The sequence below is a fragment of the Rhizobium sp. Pop5 genome (genome assembly GCF_024721175.1).
Classification (GTDB): Bacteria; Pseudomonadota; Alphaproteobacteria; order Rhizobiales; family Rhizobiaceae; genus Rhizobium.
Genome location: NZ_CP099402.1, coordinates 507,329 through 525,288 on the forward strand (window position 1 = coordinate 507,329; position 17,960 = coordinate 525,288).

18 protein-coding genes are annotated in these 17,960 nt (G+C 61.6%); 14 read left to right on the forward strand and 4 right to left on the reverse strand.

Annotated features, from left to right (window positions below; all coding sequences use genetic code 11):
• Nucleotides 1-181: 181 nt before the first annotated feature.
• From NE852_RS30370 to NE852_RS30385, 4 genes are all read right to left on the reverse strand, one after another.
• Nucleotides 182-718, reverse strand: coding sequence for a histidine phosphatase family protein (locus NE852_RS30370; RefSeq protein ID WP_037170658.1), 537 nt, complete (start codon nucleotides 716-718; stop codon nucleotides 182-184).
• Between the two features lie 409 nt (nucleotides 719-1,127).
• Entirely contained in the window at nucleotides 1,128-1,901 is a 774-nt protein-coding gene (locus NE852_RS30375) for a slipin family protein (protein WP_008522858.1), read from the reverse strand.
• On the reverse strand, nucleotides 1,898-3,316 hold the full coding sequence (locus NE852_RS30380; RefSeq protein WP_128623482.1) for a nodulation protein NfeD: 1,419 nt from the start codon (nucleotides 3,314-3,316) through the stop codon (nucleotides 1,898-1,900). Before NE852_RS30380 ends, NE852_RS30375 begins: the two co-directional genes overlap by 4 nt.
• Before the next feature lie 5 nt (nucleotides 3,317-3,321).
• On the reverse strand, nucleotides 3,322-3,516 hold the full coding sequence (locus tag NE852_RS30385; protein WP_128623483.1) for a hypothetical protein: 195 nt from the start codon (nucleotides 3,514-3,516) through the stop codon (nucleotides 3,322-3,324).
• A gap of 40 nt (nucleotides 3,517-3,556) precedes the next feature.
• Here NE852_RS30385 and NE852_RS30390 point away from each other — a divergent pair, with 40 nt between their 5' ends.
• From NE852_RS30390 to nuoG, 14 genes are all read left to right on the forward strand, one after another.
• Complete coding sequence (locus tag NE852_RS30390; protein WP_008522862.1) at nucleotides 3,557-4,057, forward strand: NADH-quinone oxidoreductase subunit J; 501 nt, start codon at nucleotides 3,557-3,559, stop codon at nucleotides 4,055-4,057.
• Nucleotides 4,057-4,359: an NADH-quinone oxidoreductase subunit NuoK gene (nuoK, locus tag NE852_RS30395; RefSeq protein ID WP_008522864.1), complete on the forward strand. Its 303-nt coding sequence runs from the start codon at nucleotides 4,057-4,059 to the stop codon at nucleotides 4,357-4,359. Before NE852_RS30390 ends, nuoK begins: the two co-directional genes overlap by 1 nt.
• 5 nt (nucleotides 4,360-4,364) lie before the next feature.
• Complete coding sequence (locus tag NE852_RS30400) at nucleotides 4,365-5,828, forward strand: monovalent cation/H+ antiporter subunit D family protein (RefSeq protein ID WP_008522867.1); 1,464 nt, start codon at nucleotides 4,365-4,367, stop codon at nucleotides 5,826-5,828.
• Complete coding sequence (locus tag NE852_RS30405; protein WP_008522869.1) at nucleotides 5,825-6,079, forward strand: hypothetical protein; 255 nt, start codon at nucleotides 5,825-5,827, stop codon at nucleotides 6,077-6,079. The genes NE852_RS30400 and NE852_RS30405 overlap by 4 nt, the downstream gene beginning before the upstream one ends.
• The gene (locus NE852_RS30410; RefSeq protein ID WP_008522871.1) at nucleotides 6,072-7,847 is read left to right on the forward strand and encodes a Na(+)/H(+) antiporter subunit D; all 1,776 of its coding nucleotides are present in this window, start codon (nucleotides 6,072-6,074) and stop codon (nucleotides 7,845-7,847) included. The genes NE852_RS30405 and NE852_RS30410 overlap by 8 nt, the downstream gene beginning before the upstream one ends.
• An 8-nt stretch (nucleotides 7,848-7,855) precedes the next feature.
• Nucleotides 7,856-9,331, forward strand: a complete 1,476-nt coding sequence (locus NE852_RS30415; RefSeq protein ID WP_008522873.1) for an NADH-quinone oxidoreductase subunit M — start codon at nucleotides 7,856-7,858, stop codon at nucleotides 9,329-9,331.
• Nucleotides 9,328-10,761 (forward strand): NADH-quinone oxidoreductase subunit N, encoded by a 1,434-nt coding sequence (locus NE852_RS30420; RefSeq protein ID WP_008522875.1) that lies wholly within the window; start codon nucleotides 9,328-9,330, stop codon nucleotides 10,759-10,761. The genes NE852_RS30415 and NE852_RS30420 overlap by 4 nt, the downstream gene beginning before the upstream one ends.
• 129 nt (nucleotides 10,762-10,890) lie before the next feature.
• The gene (locus tag NE852_RS30425; protein ID WP_008522877.1) at nucleotides 10,891-11,256 is read left to right on the forward strand and encodes an NADH-quinone oxidoreductase subunit A; all 366 of its coding nucleotides are present in this window, start codon (nucleotides 10,891-10,893) and stop codon (nucleotides 11,254-11,256) included.
• Complete coding sequence (locus NE852_RS30430) at nucleotides 11,244-11,747, forward strand: NADH-quinone oxidoreductase subunit B family protein (RefSeq protein WP_003582024.1); 504 nt, start codon at nucleotides 11,244-11,246, stop codon at nucleotides 11,745-11,747. The genes NE852_RS30425 and NE852_RS30430 overlap by 13 nt, the downstream gene beginning before the upstream one ends.
• Nucleotides 11,744-12,280, forward strand: a complete 537-nt coding sequence (locus NE852_RS30435; RefSeq protein WP_008522883.1) for an NADH-quinone oxidoreductase subunit C — start codon at nucleotides 11,744-11,746, stop codon at nucleotides 12,278-12,280. The genes NE852_RS30430 and NE852_RS30435 overlap by 4 nt, the downstream gene beginning before the upstream one ends.
• Nucleotides 12,281-12,309: 29 nt before the next feature.
• Entirely contained in the window at nucleotides 12,310-13,524 is a 1,215-nt protein-coding gene (nuoD, locus tag NE852_RS30440; protein ID WP_008522884.1) for an NADH dehydrogenase (quinone) subunit D, read from the forward strand.
• A gap of 16 nt (nucleotides 13,525-13,540) precedes the next feature.
• Nucleotides 13,541-14,050: an NADH-quinone oxidoreductase subunit NuoE gene (nuoE, locus tag NE852_RS30445; protein ID WP_008522887.1), complete on the forward strand. Its 510-nt coding sequence runs from the start codon at nucleotides 13,541-13,543 to the stop codon at nucleotides 14,048-14,050.
• Between the two features lie 4 nt (nucleotides 14,051-14,054).
• Entirely contained in the window at nucleotides 14,055-15,320 is a 1,266-nt protein-coding gene (gene nuoF / locus NE852_RS30450; protein WP_008522888.1) for an NADH-quinone oxidoreductase subunit NuoF, read from the forward strand.
• A 32-nt stretch (nucleotides 15,321-15,352) separates the two neighbouring features.
• Nucleotides 15,353-17,932 (forward strand): NADH-quinone oxidoreductase subunit NuoG, encoded by a 2,580-nt coding sequence (gene nuoG / locus NE852_RS30455; protein WP_258156976.1) that lies wholly within the window; start codon nucleotides 15,353-15,355, stop codon nucleotides 17,930-17,932.
• The last annotated feature ends 28 nt before the right edge of the window (nucleotides 17,933-17,960 follow it).

Sequence of the window (17,960 nt, forward strand, 5' to 3'; positions counted from 1 at the left end):
CTATCCACCCTTAACTTCCTTGATTCAGGTCAAGCATTTGCAGATGGAGGTCTAGGTCATCGAAACGAGGATAACTCAACCTTGGCGCAGATCTTTGCGGTGGTTCTACCGCGCGCCGGTTCCCAACAGGTCGTTGGGCTGTGCACCACGTCCACCGAATTCAAACCGGAAAGTGGCCTCATCATCCCAAGGATCGCGGGGTTACGAACCGCTCGAGATAACCGGTGCCCGCCGCAATCTCGTTCCATCCGTCGAGATCGAGGTCGATGACGGCGAGGCCCGCTGTCGGGAACTTCTCCCGCATGCGTCGCACGGCGTCGGCATCGCCGTCCGCCACGATAAGCGAGGCAGCATTCTCCATGCCGGGATTGTGGCCGACGATGAGCAGCGTGTGGATGCCAGGCTCGACGGCCCGGATCACATTGAGGAGACGCTCCGCCGACACCTCGTAGATATCCGCCGCCTCGACTTCCTTGACCTTTTTCGAAAGGGCCCTGCGGACGAGCTTCCAGGTTTCCTGTGCCCGGCGGGCCGGCGAGACGAGGGCGAGATCGGGGATCAGCTTTTCGCGCACCATATAGGTCCCGATGACGGGCGCTGCCTTACGCCCGCGATCCGCCAATGGCCGTTCACGGTCGGCCACACCGTCGGGCCAGGCGGATTTGGCGTGGCGCAGAAGGATGAGGCGGTGTTTCGGCAGCATGGGGTCCAACGTCATTTTGTCGCGAGGCCGATGTCATCGGTTAGAGCTTCGTTCCGTGTTGACTCCTGGAGCAGAAGGCCTCCGATACAACTCTCAAACTAGGCGTATGCCACTGGCAGGTCCAGGTGTTTCGTGCGAACTTAAGCATCGTGCGGATTTCGGCGTTGGCGATGCTCGATCGGACGTGGAGCGTGTCTTGTCGAAATCGAAATCAAGCTCGACCTCGCTGACGAACTCTGGACCTGGTTCTGCGTTCCGATCTGCTTGGAGAACCCCATAAGGTCTTGGAACAGACATCAACCTATTTCGATACACCAGATCGCAGGCGGCAGGGTGTAACCGCGCGCCGCTGACCTCATTTGGTGTGGTGCCGGGGGGGTGAAACGGCGCTGTGAGAGGTGACATGCGCCGGACATGCCGCTGCTCATTCAGTTGGCTTGTCGGCCTTGCCGTCCAGGAGATGAATGAGTTCCATGGGGAACGGAAATATGATCGTCGAATTGTTTTCCCCGGCAATAACGTTCAGTGTGCTCAAGTAGCGCAGCTGCATTGACAGCGGTTGTCTGGCCAGCATTTCAGCCGCCTCCACCAGCTTTGCCGCGGCCTGCTGCTCGCCCTCGGCGTTTATGATTTTTGCACGCCGCTCGCGTTCTGCTTCAGCTTGCCTGGCAATCGCACGGATCATCGACTCGTTGATGTCGACATGCTTGATCTCAACATTGGCCACTTTGATGCCCCACGCATCTGTTTGGGCGTCGAGCATCCTCTGGATATCTTCGTTGAGCCTGTCACGTTCCGCGAGCATCTCGTCGAGATCGTGCTTGCCGAGCACCGAGCGCAACGTCGTTTGGGCAAGCTGGCTCGTGGCTGCCATGAAATCCTCGACCTGAATCACTGACTTCTCCGGATCGATGACCCTGAAGTAAATCACCGCGCTCACTCGAACCGAAACGTTGTCATGGGAGATGACGTCCTGGCTGGGGACGTCGAGCACGCGCGTGCGCAGGTCGACCCGCACCATTTGCTGTGCGTAGGGAACAAGCAGGATCAATCCGGGGCCTTTCACGCCGGTAAATCGGCCAAGTGTAAAGACGACGGCCCGCTGATACTCGCGCAAGATCTTGATCGCGCTCGCCAGGGTGATCAGCAACAGGACGACTGCGACGATATAGAAGATGAAACCTCCAATCATGGTCATCTGCGCTTCTCCTTGCTTTCTTGAGGTCCCCGATTCTTGCGGGGATCACGGGTGACCTCGAGGGTTAGCCCATTTCTGGCAATGACCGTCACCTCGTCTCCGTCCGTGAGCGGTTCGGCGGAGGCGGCGCTCCAGCGCTCTCCATGCGTGACAATGTAGCCGGTCGTGCCCGTCCAACTGGAGACTTTCCCTGAGATGCCGATCATCTGCTCCGCACCGGTCACCACGGCGCGCCGGCGTGCGCCGAATGCAAGGCGGACGACGATGAGGCTGAAGGCAAGGGCTGAAACACCGATACCAACCAGGACCTGTCGGCTCACTTTCAGATCGGGCACATCCGTATCGAAGAGAATGGTTGCGCCCAGGACGAGTGCGACCGCACCGCCGAGGCCGAGGACGCCGAATGTCGGTGCATGCGCCTCCGCAACCAAGAGAGCAACCGCAAGCACGATGAGGCCGACGCCGGCATAGCTGACCGGCAGCATTGCCAGGGCGTAGAGACCGAGCAGCAGGCATATGCCGCCGACCATTCCCGGGATAACCGCTCCGGGCGTGAGAAATTCGAATATCAGGCCGTAAATGCCGACAACCATCAGAATGAGTGCGACATTCGGGTCGGCGATGACCGAAAGCAGGCGGGTTCTCCAGTCAGGCTCGATGCTCTGGACACCGAGATCAGTCGTATCAAGCCGGATGTCCGCTCCTCCTGCCCGTACCGTGCGACCGTTGGCTTTCGCCATCAGCTCATCCACGGTTAACGCGACGAAATCGATGACCTTCTCGCGTTCGGCCGCAGTGGATGAGAGACTGGCTGCGTCGCGTACCGCCTTTTCCGCCCAGTCGGCGTTGCGATTACGCAACTCGGCCAGCCCCCGAAGATAGGCAGCAGCGTCGTTCACTGCCTTTGCCTCTGCAGCGTTGCGCGACTGTGGCTCCTTGCTGTCGCCGTTCTGGCCGTTGTCTTGTCCGCTCCCACCGAGAGCAATGGGCGTTGCGGCACCCAGATTGGTACCCGGCGCCATGGCGGCGATATGACTGGCATAGAGGATGTAAGTGCCGGCACTGGCCGCGCGGGCGCCGCTCGGAGCCACGTAGCTCGCGACCGGCACAGATGAGGCAAGGATTGCCCGAACGATGTCCCGCATCGACGTATCGAGACCGCCGGGCGTATCCATTTGCAGGACGATCAACGCCACTTTACGATCGTTGGCAAGCTGGATGCCGCGTATCACATAGTCGGCGGATGCCGGGCTGACGGCGCCATTCAATTGCAGCAGTAAAGCGACGCGTTCCGAGCCCGCTGTCGGGGCGACGGAAAACAGGAATACCGAACCCCAGATCAATGCCAAAGCGAAAATACGGATTGCCTCTCGGCAAAACCTCCGGGGCCGCATGGTCACCCGATAAATATTCATACACTCTAATATACGCCAGATTTACCAAAAGATAAGGCAGAAGTTTCTTCACCAGCCACGGCGATCTCAACGCGCATGTCGCGACATCCGGACTGGCCTGGTTTTGCTTCGCCGATGACAATAATCTTGTGAAAAATCCGATAGTAGGGCACAATTTGCGAAGGCATCTGAAGTTGCGGCGCAATCTCAAATCCGGCCATCTCGCGCCGAGTGAGAGTTCGCGCCGGAGGGTCGGCGTCGATGGATCAGGGGTTCTTTCTTCTGTTCGCTGCGGTATCCGTGATCACGGCCCTGACGATGGTTCTGGCGCGCAATCCGGTTCACAGCGCATTGGCGCTGATGGCGTGTTTCCTGCAGGTTTCGGCAATCTTCGTCTTGCTCGAGGCACCGTTGCTCGCAGTCATCCAGATCTTCGTTTATGTCGGCGCGATCATGGTCCTGTTCCTGTTCGTGATCATGATGGTCGATGTGCGCGAAGCGGTGTTGCAGCGGTTCTTGCCGGGCGGAAACCTCCCGGCTCTGGTACTGCTCGTCCTGCTCGGGGTCGAGATGCTCGTGCTGGTGCTCTGGAGCGACCGCTTTTCGGTCATGGAGCCCGTCGCCATGGGTGGCGGCGATGATATCAGGCAGCTTGGCACAGCACTTTTCGCCGACTATCTCCTGCCGTTTGAAACCGCCTCCGTAATCCTGCTGGCGGCCTTGGTCGGCGCCATCATGCTGGCGCGGAAGGAGCAGGGGTGATGGTTCCGCTCTGGTGGTATATTGTGCTCGGCGTGGTCCTGTTCGTGATCGGAGCGGCGGGCGTGCTGCTCAGGCGCAATATTCTCGTCGTCCTGATGTCGCTGGAGCTGTTGCTCAACTCGGTCAACATCAATTTCATCGCTTTCGGGCGTTATCACGCCGATTTCCGCGGGCAGATCTTCGCGATCTTCGTCATCGCAATCACCGCGGCAGAGGTTGCCGTTGCCCTCGGTATCCTGGTCGCCCTCGTGAGGAACAAATCCACCCTCAGGGTCGACGACGTGACGGTGATGAAAGGATAGCGGCTTTGGACCCGGTTGTATCGATCCGGCCGTTGCTTGCCATCACCGTCGCCGGTCTGGCGGCCCTTGCAGTTCTCCTTTTGAACAACCGCGAAAGACTTCGCGACCTGGTCTCGCCGTTGGCCGCGATCGCCATGTTCGCGATTGTCGTGTCGATGGCGCCCACGGTGCTGGCGGGCGGGACGGTCGAATTGCGCCTGTTCGAGATTCTGCCGGGGATTGACTTTGCTTTCCGGGTCGATGCGCTCGGCATGGTGTTTGCCACCGTCTCTTCGCTGCTGTGGATCGTGGCGGCGATCTATTCCATCGGCTACATGCGGCATTTGAACGAGCATGCGCAGACCCGGTTCTTCGCCTGCTTCGCCAGCAGTCTTGGGGCCGCCGCCGGGGGCGCCTTCGCCGCCAATCTGTTTACGCTGGTGATCTTCTACGAGGTGCTCAGCCTCGTTACCTATCCGCTCGTCTACCACCACGAAGACGAAGAGGGATGGAGGGGCAGCCACAAGTACCTCGTCTATCTGATGGGCGCCTCGAAAAGCGCGCTGCTCGCCGCACTGGCGCTGACCTACCATATTGCGGGGTCGCTCGACTTTGTCGCGGGGGGGCTGCTGGCCAGGAGTGATGTCTCGGCGGCGCTGCTGACGGTCGTCTATTTCTGCTATCTTTTCGGCTTCGCCAAGGCCGCTGTAATGCCGATGCACGCCTGGCTGCCCGCCGCGATGGTCGCGCCGACACCGGTCAGCGCGCTTTTACATGCCGTGGCAGTGGTCAAGATGGGCGTGTTCTGCGTGCTGCGGGTGGTGTTCCATGTCTTCGGCACGGGACTAGTGGGCGGGCTGGGCCTCGGCATCGCCACGGCCTATCTGGCTTCGTTCACGATCCTGATGGCGTCGGTTTACGCCCTGACGCGGGACGACCTGAAGGCCAGGCTTGCTTATTCGACGGTTAGCCAGCTCTCCTACATCGTGCTGGGCGCGGTTCTGTTGTCGCCGGTCGCGATGGTCGGCGGGATCATCCACATCGCGGCGCACGCATTCTCCAAGATCACGCTCTTTTTCTGCGCCGGGTCGATCTATTGCGCGTCCGGCAAGCGTAACATCAGCGACATGGCCGGTATCGGCCGCAGGCTGCCCTGGACGATGGGGGCATTTTTCGTCGCCTCGCTCAGCATGATTGGCGTGCCGCCAACCGCGGGCTTCGTCAGCAAGTGGTATATGGCTAAGGGCGCCGTGGCGGCGGGAGAGACCGCGTTCCTGGTCGTGCTCCTGGTGAGCTCGATCCTGAACGCCGCCTATTTCCTGCCGGTCAGCTATGCCGCCTTCTTCCAGGCCGAGAAGCAGGAGAGCCGCACGACGGTCCGTGAAATTCCGTTGGTGACGATTCCGCTGGTGGCAACGGCGATCCTGTCGGTGCTGATGGGCATTTTCCCGGGCTATTTTCTTACCCTGGCAGACGGAGTGATCCGATGATCAAGCGTGTCGTCGACTTCTTTGGTGACGAGCAATATGCGAGGCCGCGCCGCCGACTGTTCTACCTCGTGCTCGTCCTGATCGTCGTCGCCGACTTTCTGGTCTTCCGCGAACACGCCGAATATCTGTGGGACAGCCTGCCGGGCTGGTCGGCCGCCTACGGGTTCGTCTCCTGCGTCCTGCTTATCTTCGTTTCCAAGTTTCTCGGCCATCGGGTCGGGCTGATGCGGCGCGAGGACTATTATGACTGACTTCATCCATCCGGCTCTGCTCTTTATTCTTGGCGCCCTGCCGATCCCGTTCCTCAGCGGGTCGGTCCGCAAAGCCTATCTGCTTCTGATCCCTGCGTTGGCGATCCTTGCCGTGCTTGCGATGGAGCCGGGCAGCTATGGCGAAACGCGGTTCATCGGGCAGGAGATCCTGATCGCGAAGGTGGACAAGCTCAGCATCGTCTTCGCCACCGTTTTCACCATCATGGCGCTGATCGGCATGGTCTACGCGCTGCACCTGACGGATGCCGGCCAGCACGTGGCGGCATTCGTCTATGTCGGCAGCGCGCTTGGCGTGGTGTTTGCCGGTGACTACCTGACCCTCTACCTGTTCTGGGAGGGCATGGCATTCGCTTCCGCCTATCTGGTCTTCGCGCAGGGTGGTGGGCCGGCGATCCGGGCCGGCTTCCGCTATCTCATGGTCCATATCACCGGCGGCGTCGTCCTGCTCGGCGGCATCATTTCCCACGGGCTCGCCACCGGTTCACTGCTTTTCGGCCCGATCGCGGGGGGCCTCACCAACGGGGGAATGGGGGCCGGCGACTACCTGATCCTCGCCGGCTTCATCCTCAACGCGGCCGTGCCGCCGCTCAATGCCTGGCTGACCGATGCCTATCCGGAGGCGACCGTTACTGGGGCGGTGTTCATGAGCGCGTTTACCACCAAGACCGCCGTCTATGTGCTGGCGCGGGCGTTTCCGGGGACCGAGCTCCTGGTCTGGCTCGGCACCATCATGGCGCTCTACGGCGTCATCTACGCGGTGCTGGAGAACGATTGCCGACGGCTTCTCGCCTATCACATCGTCAGCCAGGTGGGCTATATGATCGCGGGTATCGGCATCGGGACCGAGATGGCGGTGAATGGAGCGGCCAGCCACGCTTTCGCGCACATCCTCTACAAGGCGCTGCTATTCATGGGTGCCGGGGCCGTCATCTACGTCACCGGCCGACGCAAGCTCACCGAGCTCGGCGGGCTTTACAAGACCATGCCACTGACCGTGGCGCTTTACATGGTCGGCGCCTTCGCGATCTCGGCGTTCCCGTTCTTCTCGGGTTTCGTCACAAAATCGATGGTGATAGCGGCCGCAGGAGCGGATCACCGCGCGCTGGTGGTGCTGGCGCTGACGATGGCATCGTCCGGGACGTTCCTGCACACTGGCCTCAAGCTTCCCTATTACATGTTCTTCGGGACGGACCGGAAACTGGAGGCACGAGAGCCGCCGCGCAACATGCTGATTGCCATGGGCATGGCGGCGGTGCTCTGCATTGCGATCGGGGTGTTCCCCCAGCCGCTTTATGCGCTTCTGCCCTATCCGGTGGATTTCGAACCCTATACTGGCCTGCATGTCGTGGAGAGCCTCGGGCTCTTGATGTTCACCGCCCTGGGGTTCGTGCTGTTCCTCTGGGCGCTCGATCCCGAGAAGACGATCAGCCTCGACACCGACTGGTTTTATCGCAAGGGCGCGCGGGCCTTCATGTGGCTCGCCGAAAGGCCGCTGGCGCGCTATGAGCAGGCGGTGAGCAATGTCTCCGAGACCGCAGCGCTGCCCTTGCTCCACGGCGCGGCACGGGCAGGACTCCGGCTCGATCTTGCCGGCGTCGATGCCGTCGTGAATGGCATTGCCCACGCGATCCTGCATGGCGGCGGGCGGCTCAGGCGGCTCCAGACGGGTGTCGTGACCCATTACGTGCTGGCGATGGTCGCCGGTCTGATCGCAGCCACCGTCGTCTTCGTCGTGGCGTGGCGGTAGGGCGTGCCATGGGCTTCCCGCTGCTCAGCTTCATCATTTTCACACCCGTCGCCGGGGCCGCGGTTCTGATGTTCCTGCGCGGTGACGATGCGGCGCGGTGGACTGCGCTCTCTTTCACCGTCCTCGACCTTGCCCTCTGCATCGCCATGCTGGTCGGCTTCGACACCACGACCCATGCCATGCAGTTCACCGAGATGCGCCCGTGGGTGCCCGCGCTCGGGATCAAATATGCACTCGGCATCGACGGAATCAGCGCGCTCTTCGTGTTCCTGACCGCACTGTTGGGGTCGATCTGCGTGCTCGCCTCCTGGGTTGCGATCGACCGCAAGGTGAAGGAATTCATGATCTGCCTGCTCTCCATGCAGGCGCTGATGCTCGGGGTCTTCTGCGCGCTCGATCTGTTCCTCTTCTACGTCTTTTGGGAGGCGATGCTGATCCCGATGTACCTCATCATCGGCGTCTGGGGCGGCGAAGGTCGGGTCTATGCCGCGATCAAGTTTTTCCTTTACACGCTGGCGGGCAGCCTCCTGTTCCTGATCGGTGTCATCGTTCTCTATTTCTACGGCGGCAGGACCTTCGATATCCTCACCTTGACAGAGCAGGACTTGTCGTTCCGGATCCAGTCCTGGCTGTTCTTCGCCTTCCTGATCGCTTTTGCGGTCAAGGTGCCGATGGTGCCGGTGCATACCTGGCTGCCGGACGCCCATGTGCAGGCGCCGACGGCGGGCAGCATTATCCTTGCCGGCGTGCTCCTGAAGATGGGCGCCTACGGATTCCTGCGGTTCTCGCTGCCGATGCTGCCGGAAGCATCGATGTATTATTCGACGCTGATGCTGGCGCTTTCGGTGCTTGCAATCGTCTATGGCGGGTTACTCGCGCTGGCGCAGGACGATCTGAAGAAACTGGTGGCCTATTCCAGCATCAGCCACATGGGCTTCGTGACGCTGGGGGTTTTTGCACTGAACCTGCGCGGGCTCGAGGGCGGTATCCTGCAGATGTTCAATCATGGCGTGACGACAGGCGCCCTATTCCTGTTCGTCGGGCTGATTTACGAGCGGACCCATACCCGCAGCATCGCCGACTATGGCGGATTGATGAAGGTGGCGCCGGTCTACACCACGTTTCTGGCACTGTTTACCCTGTCGTCGATGGCGCTGCCGGGAACGAATTCGTTCGTCGGCGAGTTGCTGGTGCTGTCAGGCGGGTTTGCGGCCAATCTGGTCGCCGGCTCGGCCGCCGTTTTGGGCGCTTTGCTGGCGGCTGCCTATCTGCTTGGCATGTATGGGAAAATCGCACTCGGCCCGGCCAGCGTCGGCGCCCGGTTGAAGATACGCGACGTGAACGCCCGTGAGATGGTTGCGATCCTGCCGCTGGCCGTCTTCGTCCTCTGGATTGGGCTCTATCCCAAACCTTTTCTCAACATTATCGATGCCTCGGTGGAGCATCTGCTGACGAACGTGCACAGCAGGGGGAGCGGCCAATGACCGCCGCCATACTTTTCCAGTCGGCCCTAGCGAGCCTGCCCGAGATCGTGGTGATCACCGGCGCCTGCATCCTGCTGATCCTGGGGCAGTTTGTGCCAAAGGGACATTTCCTCGTCTGGGCGTCGGTCGCGGTCGTGTTAATTGCCGCCTTGGCGACACTCATGCTGGCGGGCGACGTGCGGCCGGCCTACACGGGCATGTTCATCGCCGACCGCTTCGCGGTCTTCTTCAAGTTCGTTTTCTACTTGGCCACCGTTCTGACATTCCTCCTTTCGCGAAAATATGCCGATATCGAAGGGATCGGCAGCAGCGAATACTATGTCCTGCTGCTCTTTGCGCTTTCGGGCATGATGATCATGGCCTCGGCGACCGATCTCCTGTCGATCTATGTGGGCCTCGAACTGATGGTGATTTGCACCTACGTGCTGACCGGCTTCCTGCGGCGTGAGCGGCGGTCGAACGAAGCAGCACTGAAATACGTGATCCTTGGCGCGGTCTCGACCGGGATTTTCCTTTACGGCGTTTCGCTGATCTACGGGCTTACCGGCACGACGCAACTGGACGGGATGGCTGCGGCGGTGACCGGCGATCCGCTCGATCCCGGATTGCTGCTTGCTGTGGTCTTCATCGTCGCGGGGCTGGTCTTCAAGGTCGGCGCGGTTCCCTTCCATATGTGGCTGCCGGACGTCTATGAAGGCGCGCCGACGACGATCACCGCCTTCATGTCGGTTGGCCCCAAGGCGGCAGGGTTCGCGGTGATCCTGCGGGTGTTCCTCAACCCTCTGGTCGCGGCCTCGGACGTCTGGATCATCGTCGCCGTCATTGCGGTGGTGACGATGGCGCTCGGCAGCTTCGTGGCGCTGGTCCAGGATAATTTCAAGCGTCTCCTGGCCTATTCCAGCATCGCCCATGCGGGCTTCGCCATTTTCGGCGTGGCGGCCGGCGGTGCCGACGGGATCGCCAGCGTGATGCTTTACCTTCTGATCTACGCTTTCACGAATCTCGGCATTTTCGCCGCCGTCATCATGATGCGGAACGGCGATTTCTCGGGCGAGGTCATCGAAGACTATGCGGGTTTCGCCAAGTCACATCCGGGGCTGGCGCTTCTGATGCTGCTCTATCTCTTCTCGCTGGCCGGCATTCCGCCGACAGCCGGGTTCTTCGCCAAGTTTTACGTGCTGGTCGCCCTCGTCGAGCGTGGTTTCGTCATGCTGGCGGTAATCGCAGTGCTGCTCAGCGCCGTCGCCGCCTATTTCTACATCCGCATCGTCATGGTGATGTACATGCGCGAGCCGAAGAGGGCGTTCGCCCCGGCGCTGACCCCCTTGATGCGCGCCACGCTGGCCGTCACCGCCGCCGGCACCATCGGCATCGGCCTATTTCCGTCGTGGTTTCTGAAGCTTGCCCAAGATTCGGTCTTCGGCGGGTGAGCGATTGGATTTGCAATGATCACACCGACGGAATAAACTTGAAGGTGGAGGAAGGCTTGCCCAAGCCGCCCCGTGGCGTGACCGATTGACCGGTTCGCGATGAGGTCAGTGGGCAACCGGTGCAGTGATATGACTGCAATGGAATTCTTGCCTGTTCTTTTCATGGTCGCCGGAGTCGTTCTGGTGGTGGGGGTGACGTTGTTCGTTTCCTCGCTGCTGCGCCCATCCAATCCCTACCCCGCCAAGAACATGCCCTATGAATGCGGCATGGACGCCGCGGGCGAGGCGGCGGCGGGCCGCTTCAGGGTGCCGTTCTTCATCCTCGCGATCCTCCTGGTCGTTTTCGATGTCGAAGCGATGTTCCTCTTTCCCTGGGCCGTCGTCCTGAAAGAGATCGGGCTGGTCGGCTATGTCGAGATGATCGTCTTCATGGTGCTGCTTCTCGTGGGCTTCGCCTACGCCTGGCTGAAAGGAGCGCTGGAATGGGAGGCGTAAACAACGCGATCCGCGACAGCGTGCTGTTCACCACTGCCGACAGCATCATCAGTTGGAGCCGGAGATCGGCGCTGTGGCCGGAAACCTTCGGCATTGCCTGCTGCGCCATCGAGATGATCTCGGCCGGTTGCGCCCGCTACGATCTCGATCGGTTCGGCGTGGTGTTCCGCCCTTCGCCGAGACAGTCCGACGTCATGATCATCGCCGGCACGGTGACCCGGAAGTTCGCGCCCGTCGTGCGGCGGCTCTATGACCAGATGCCGGAACCGCGCTGGGTGATCGCCATGGGCACCTGCGCTATTTCGGGCGGCGTCTACAACACCTATGCCGTGGTGCAGGGATCGGAAACCTTCGTGCCGGTCGATGTGCATGTGCCCGGCTGTCCGCCCCGGCCCGAGGCGCTGATGCACGGCTTCCTCCTGCTTCAAGAAAAGATCAAGAGGTCCCGGGCGCTCGCCGGCACGCCTCTGGATCGGGTTATAGCGTCATGAGCGCGGGGCCGTCCCTCAATCGCGCTCCGATCATGGAGCGCTTCGGAGAAACAATCGAGGACCTCGGCACTGCGCACGGTGTCGACGCCTTTGCCGTTCCGCCCAAGAGGATCGTCGAGTTCTGCCGATTTCTGAAAGAGCATCCGGCGCTGCAATTCAATTTCCTCTCGGACATTTGCGGGGTCGATCATTATCCCGAAACGCCGCGGTTCGAGGCCGTCTACCATCTCTATTCGCTGCCCAACAGGTGGCGGGTCCGCATCAAGTGCCGGCTTGGCGATCCTCCTGAAGTGCCTTCGGTCACGGGAGTCTGGCGCACAGCCAACTGGCATGAGCGTGAAGCCTGGGACATGTATGGCATCCGGTTTGCGGGACATCCCGATCTGCGCCGGATCTACATGTGGGAAGGCTTCGAGGGCTTTCCCCAGCGCAAGGATTTCCCTCTCAGGGGCTATAAGGACAAGTTGAACCCCTTCGGTGCCGAAGGTCCGCCGCCAACGCAACCCGATCTTGCCACCAGGGACATTCCGTAAGGGAGGCCGTTCTACGCCGGAACGTTGAGATGACCGAAGTCACCGAGCTCAGCAGGCCTGAGGGTGAAGCGCTCAATACCAAGGAAGTGCTTCTCAACCTCGGTCCGCAGCACCCCAGCACCCATGGGGTTCTTCGGCTCGTCCTCGAACTGGACGGCGAGTTCGTCGAGCGCGTCGATCCGCATATCGGCTACCTCCATCGCGGCACCGAAAAACTGGCGGAGAGTTTCACCTATACCCAGATTTTCCCGCTGACGGACCGGCTCGACTATCTCTGTCCGCCTTCGAACAACCTCGCCTTCGCGCTGGCGGTGGAGAAACTTCTCGGCATAGAAGCACCGATCCGGGCGCAATATATCCGCGTGATGATGGCCGAGCTGGCACGGATCTCCGGTCACCTCCTGATCACCGGCGCGCTGCCGATGGATCTCGGCGCCATGACCGCGCTGCTTTACGTCATGCGCGAGCGCGAAATGATCATGGACCTCCTGGAAATGATCACCGGTGCGCGCATGCACACGTCCTTCTGCCGGGTTGGCGGGGTGCGCGAGGACCTGCCTGATGGGTTCTTCCCTAAGATCCGGGAGTTTTGCGACATCTTTCCGAACCGTATCCGCGATTATGAGCGACTGCTCGAAGATAACCGGGTGTTTCTCAATCGCACGAAGGGGATCGGCGTGATCTCCGCCGAGGATGCTGTCGATCTCGGCCTCAGCGGCCCGAACCTGCGTGCTTCCGGTGTCGACTGGGACATCCGGCGCGATGAGCCCTACGAGATCTACGACCGGCTCGATTTCAACGTCATCACCCGTGAAGAGGGCGATTGCTATGCACGCTGGCGATGCCGCGTCGACGAAATGCGCGAAAGCATGAGGATCATCGAACAATGCATCGACCAGATGCCTGAGGGTCCGTTCCAGATCGACAATCCGACCATCGCCTTCCCGCTCAACAAGGATCGAGTGCACTGCTCGATGGAGACGCTGATCCAGCATTTCGACCTGTCGGCCTACGGCTTCAAGGTGCCGAAGGGCGAGGTCTATTCGGCGATCGAAGCGCCAAAGGGCGAGCTTGGCTTCTACATCATCAGCGACGGGTCGCCAAAACCGTTCCGCATGAAGGTGCGGGCACCCTCGTTCGTCAATCTTCAGGCCCTCTTCGGGGTCACCAACGCCCGCTATCTGGCGGACATGATCGCCGTGCTCGGCAGCCTCGACCCTGTGATGGCGGAGGTGGACAAGTAGCAAGGATTTGAATGCGATGACCATGCGCGAAAAGATCGAAGAGGCGGCGGCGCGGTATCCCGACCAGCGCTCTGCGATCATGCCCGCGCTCCTGATCGCGCAGCAAGAACATGGCCATCTGCCTGGGCCAGTGTTGGAAGAGGTCGCCGACATTCTCGGCGTCGAGCGGATCTGGGTCTACGAGCTGGCGACTTTCTACACTCTCTTCCATACCGAGCCGGTGGGGATGTTCCATCTGCAACTCTGTGACAATGTTTCCTGCATGCTGTGCGGATCAGAGGACCTGCTGAGCCATCTGGAAACAGTGCTGGGGATCAGGAAAGGTGACACCACCCCGGACGGGCTGTTCACGCTTTCGACCGTCGAATGCCTCGGCGCCTGCGAGATGGCTCCGGTGATGCAAGTCGGCGACGATTACCACGCCAACCTTGACGTGGCGCGGATAAACGCACTGTTGGACAGATTGCGGGCGACAGTGGGAGCCGCGAGCTTCGAGCACGCCTCTGCACGGCTGCCGGGGGAATAGCGCCATGTTCGAACCGGTTCTTCTCAAAAATGTCGATGTGGCGGACGGTCATTTGGTGTCGACTTACGAGGCTGGCGGCGGCTACCAGGCGCTGGCGAAGGCGCTGCGCGAGTATACGCCTGACGAGGTTATCGACCTCGTCAAACGATCCAACCTGCGCGGTCGCGGTGGTGCCGGATTCCCAACGGGCATGAAATGGGGTTTCGTGCCGAAGCGCACCGGCAAGCCGACATATCTGTGCTGCAACGCCGATGAGGGCGAGCCGGGCACGTTCAAGGACCGGATCATCATGGAGCGCGACCCGCATCAACTGATCGAGGGGTTGGCGGTCAGTGCATACGCGATCGGGGCCGAAACCGCCTATGTCTATATTCGCGGAGAATATGTGACGGCGATCCGTCGTCTGCAGCAGGCGATCGCCGAGGCCCACGCAAAGGGCTATCTCGGAAGGCGCATTCTGGGCTCGGATTTCAATTTCGCCGTACACATCCACTGCGGCGCCGGCGCCTATATCTGCGGCGAGGAGACTGCGATGCTCGAGTCGCTCGAGGGCAAACGGGCGCAGCCGCGATTGAAGCCACCATTTCCAGCCGTGGCCGGGCTCTACGCCAGTCCTACAGTGATCAACAATGTCGAGACGCTCGCTTGCGTGCCGCATATCATTGTGCGGGGGTCGGACTGGTTTCGGGGCATCGGCCCGGACAAGAGCCCCGGCCCGAAACTTTACTGCCTCAGCGGGCAGGTGCGCAAACCCGGCCTCTATGAGTTGCCGATGGGCATACCGCTGCGCGAACTGGTCGAGAACCACGCCGGTGGCGCGCTGCCGGGACGCAGAATCAAGGCGGTGATCCCGGGCGGGGTCTCGGCGCCGGTCATACCGGAGCACGGGCTGGAGGTGAGGATGGATTTCGACTCGCTGGCTGCCGCCGGCTCGATGCTCGGTTCGGCTGGCGTTATCGTGATCGACGACTCGACCTGCGTGGTCAAGGTCGCCACCCGGATCATCGAGTTCTTCCACCATGAGTCCTGCGGCAAGTGCACGCCATGCCGGGAAGGATTGAACTGGGTCGTGAAGGTCCTGCGCCGGGTCGAGGCCGGCGAAGGTGCTGCCGGCGATCTGGAGCAGCTGGATATGCTCTGCAAAGGCATTTTCGGCAATACGTTTTGTGCCTTGGGTGACGGGGCGGCGATGGGGTTGCGGGCGGCACTCGCACATTTTCGCGATGAGTTCGTTGCCCATATCGAAGACCGCAGGTGCCCCTTTCACTGAAGGCGTGCGCTGCGACAGGACTGCGAGGAAGTATGGTCAGCATTACGATCGATGGACAAACGCTGGAGGTTGAGGCTGGCTCGACAGTGCTGCAGGCCGCCCGGCGTTTGGGCATCGATATCCCGACCTTCTGCTATCTGAAGCGTCTGCCGGCGCTGGCCTCCTGCCGCATGTGCCTGGTAGAGATCGAGGGGCAGCGGCGACTGCAGCCCTCCTGCGCCACGGCCGTCACCGAGGGTATGGTGGTGCGGGCGAACACACCTCTGATCGAGGAAACGCGCTCTTCCATGCTCGATATGCTGCTCGCCAACCACCCCCTCGACTGTCCTATCTGCGACAAGGGCGGCGAATGCGAGCTTCAGAACATGGTGATGGCCTACGGACCCCGCGAGAGCCGATTCCGCGATGACAAGCGTGTATTCCACTCCGAGGACATCCGTCTGAGCCCGGTCATCATCATGAACGTCAACCGGTGCATCCAGTGCCAGCGCTGTGTCCGGATGTGTGAGGAGGTTGTCGGCGCGGTCGCCCTCGGCACAATCGAAAAAGGCATGGATACCGCCGTCACCGGCTTCGAGGGCAGTCTCGCGAGTTGTGACCAGTGCGGCAATTGCGTCGAGGTCTGCCCGGTCGGCGCGCTGATGAGCTTCCCCTATCGCTACAAGGCGCGACCCTGGGATCTCACCGAAACCGACACGGTCTGCCCGCATTGTGGCACCGGTTGCCAGCTGACGGTCGGCACACGCAAGGGCGAGTTCATGCGGGTGCGCTCGAAGTGGGACGAGGGGGTCAACCGCGAAACGCTCTGCGTTCGGGGACGCTTCGGCCTCGATTTCGTCGCGAGCCGGGACCGGATCAAACGACCGATGATCCGCCGCGATGGCGCCCTGGTTCCGGTTTCATGGGATGAGGTTGGGGACTATCTGCGCCGGCGGCTATCTGCCGTCGAGGGCAAGGCTGCCGGCGGACTGGCCTCGCCTCGCCTCCCCAACGAGATGCTCTATCAGTTTCAGAAGCTGATGCGGACGGCATTCCGGACCAACAACATTGATTGCTCGTCACGCTGGTCCACGCCCTTCGATACGCTCGGCCCGCTGCTGGCAGGTTTCAACAGCCGCGCACCGCTGGACGAAGTGATCGGCAACGACTGCGTGCTCGTCGTCGGCGGCAACGTCACCGAGGAGAACCCGGTCACCGAATACCTGTTGCGGGATGGCGTGCGGCGGCGGCAGGCCGGATTGCTCATGCTCTCGGCGCGACCGTCCCGTCTGGACGCCGATGCCAGGGTGGTGGTTCGCGTGCTGCCGGGCGGAGAAGCGGCAAGCCTTGCCGCGGTGGTGGCCGGTCTGGTAGCGGCAGTCGGTCAGGCCTTGCCGGGCGATGTTCTTGCGGGCATCGATGCGACAATCGGCAAGCCGGCGGTGGAAACCGGCATTGACGGACCGGATCGTCTGGCCGCGGCACTCAAGGAAGGCCGCAGCGTCACCGTGCTTGTCAGCGTCGATCTCCTGAGATCACCCGAAGCGCGCGCGACGCTGCAGCAGATCAATAACCTGCTGCAGGTTCTGCGCTTGCTCGGCAAGGGTCTGGCGATGCAGTTCCTCTTCGACCGCGCCAACCAGATGGGCGCCTGGGACATGGGAGTTCTGCCGGCAGCTCTGCCGGGACTGCGGGCGGTCGCCGACGATGTGGCGCGCACAACTCTTGCGCGGGACTGGGGCGCCGAAATCCCGTCTGAACCCGGCGCGGATCTCGACGCCATTCTGGAGCTCTGCGTCGGCGGGCGGATGGGCGCTCTCTACATCGTCGGAACAGACCCCCTGATCGCCTATCCCGACAGGGATTTCGTGACGCGGGCGCTTGGCGCCGCCGATCTCCTGATCGTGCAGGACGCCTTCCTCACCGATACGGCCGGCCTTGCCGAGGTCGTTCTGCCCGCGGCAGGTTACGGCGAGGAAACCGGCACGTTCACCAACAACGAGGGCCGGACCCAGACGGTCCGCAAATTCCGCGAACCCGCCTTCGAGGCGCGGAGCAATCTGGCGATCTTCGACTTCGTCGCGGCGCTTCGCAACCAAGCACTGCGGCCGTCGACGCAAGGCGAAATTTTCGACGAGATTGCACGGCTGGTTCCGGCCTATCAGGGATTGACCTGGGACGGACTTGGCGCCGACGGCGCATTTACCAAGGCGGTACCGACGCCACCGGCGGCCAAGTTCTTTGCGCCGCCGCCGGTCCCGACAGCAGGAGACCGGCTCATGCTGATCACCGGCGACTGCCTGTTCCACAACGGATATCTTTCCGAAAGGTCGGACATCCTGAACACGGTCGCCAATGATCCCTATGTCGCGATGAGCGCTGAGGATACCGCACAGCTTGGCCTTTCGGATGGCGAACTGGTCATCGTGCGTTCCGCCCAGGGAGAACTGACGGCGCAGCTCAAGGTCGACAGGCGGTTTCCCAAAGGGCTCGTCTTCGTTCCGGAAAACTATAGAGCCTTGCGTCTCAACAGCCTGATGCGGCGGGGCGAATACCCATGCCCGGTGGGGGTCCAGAAGGTGCATGCCACTCTTGAGGACGACCGCACGAGCCGGATCTGGCGTGGGGTCTGAAGATTTGGGGGCGGGCGCCGCCCCCGGC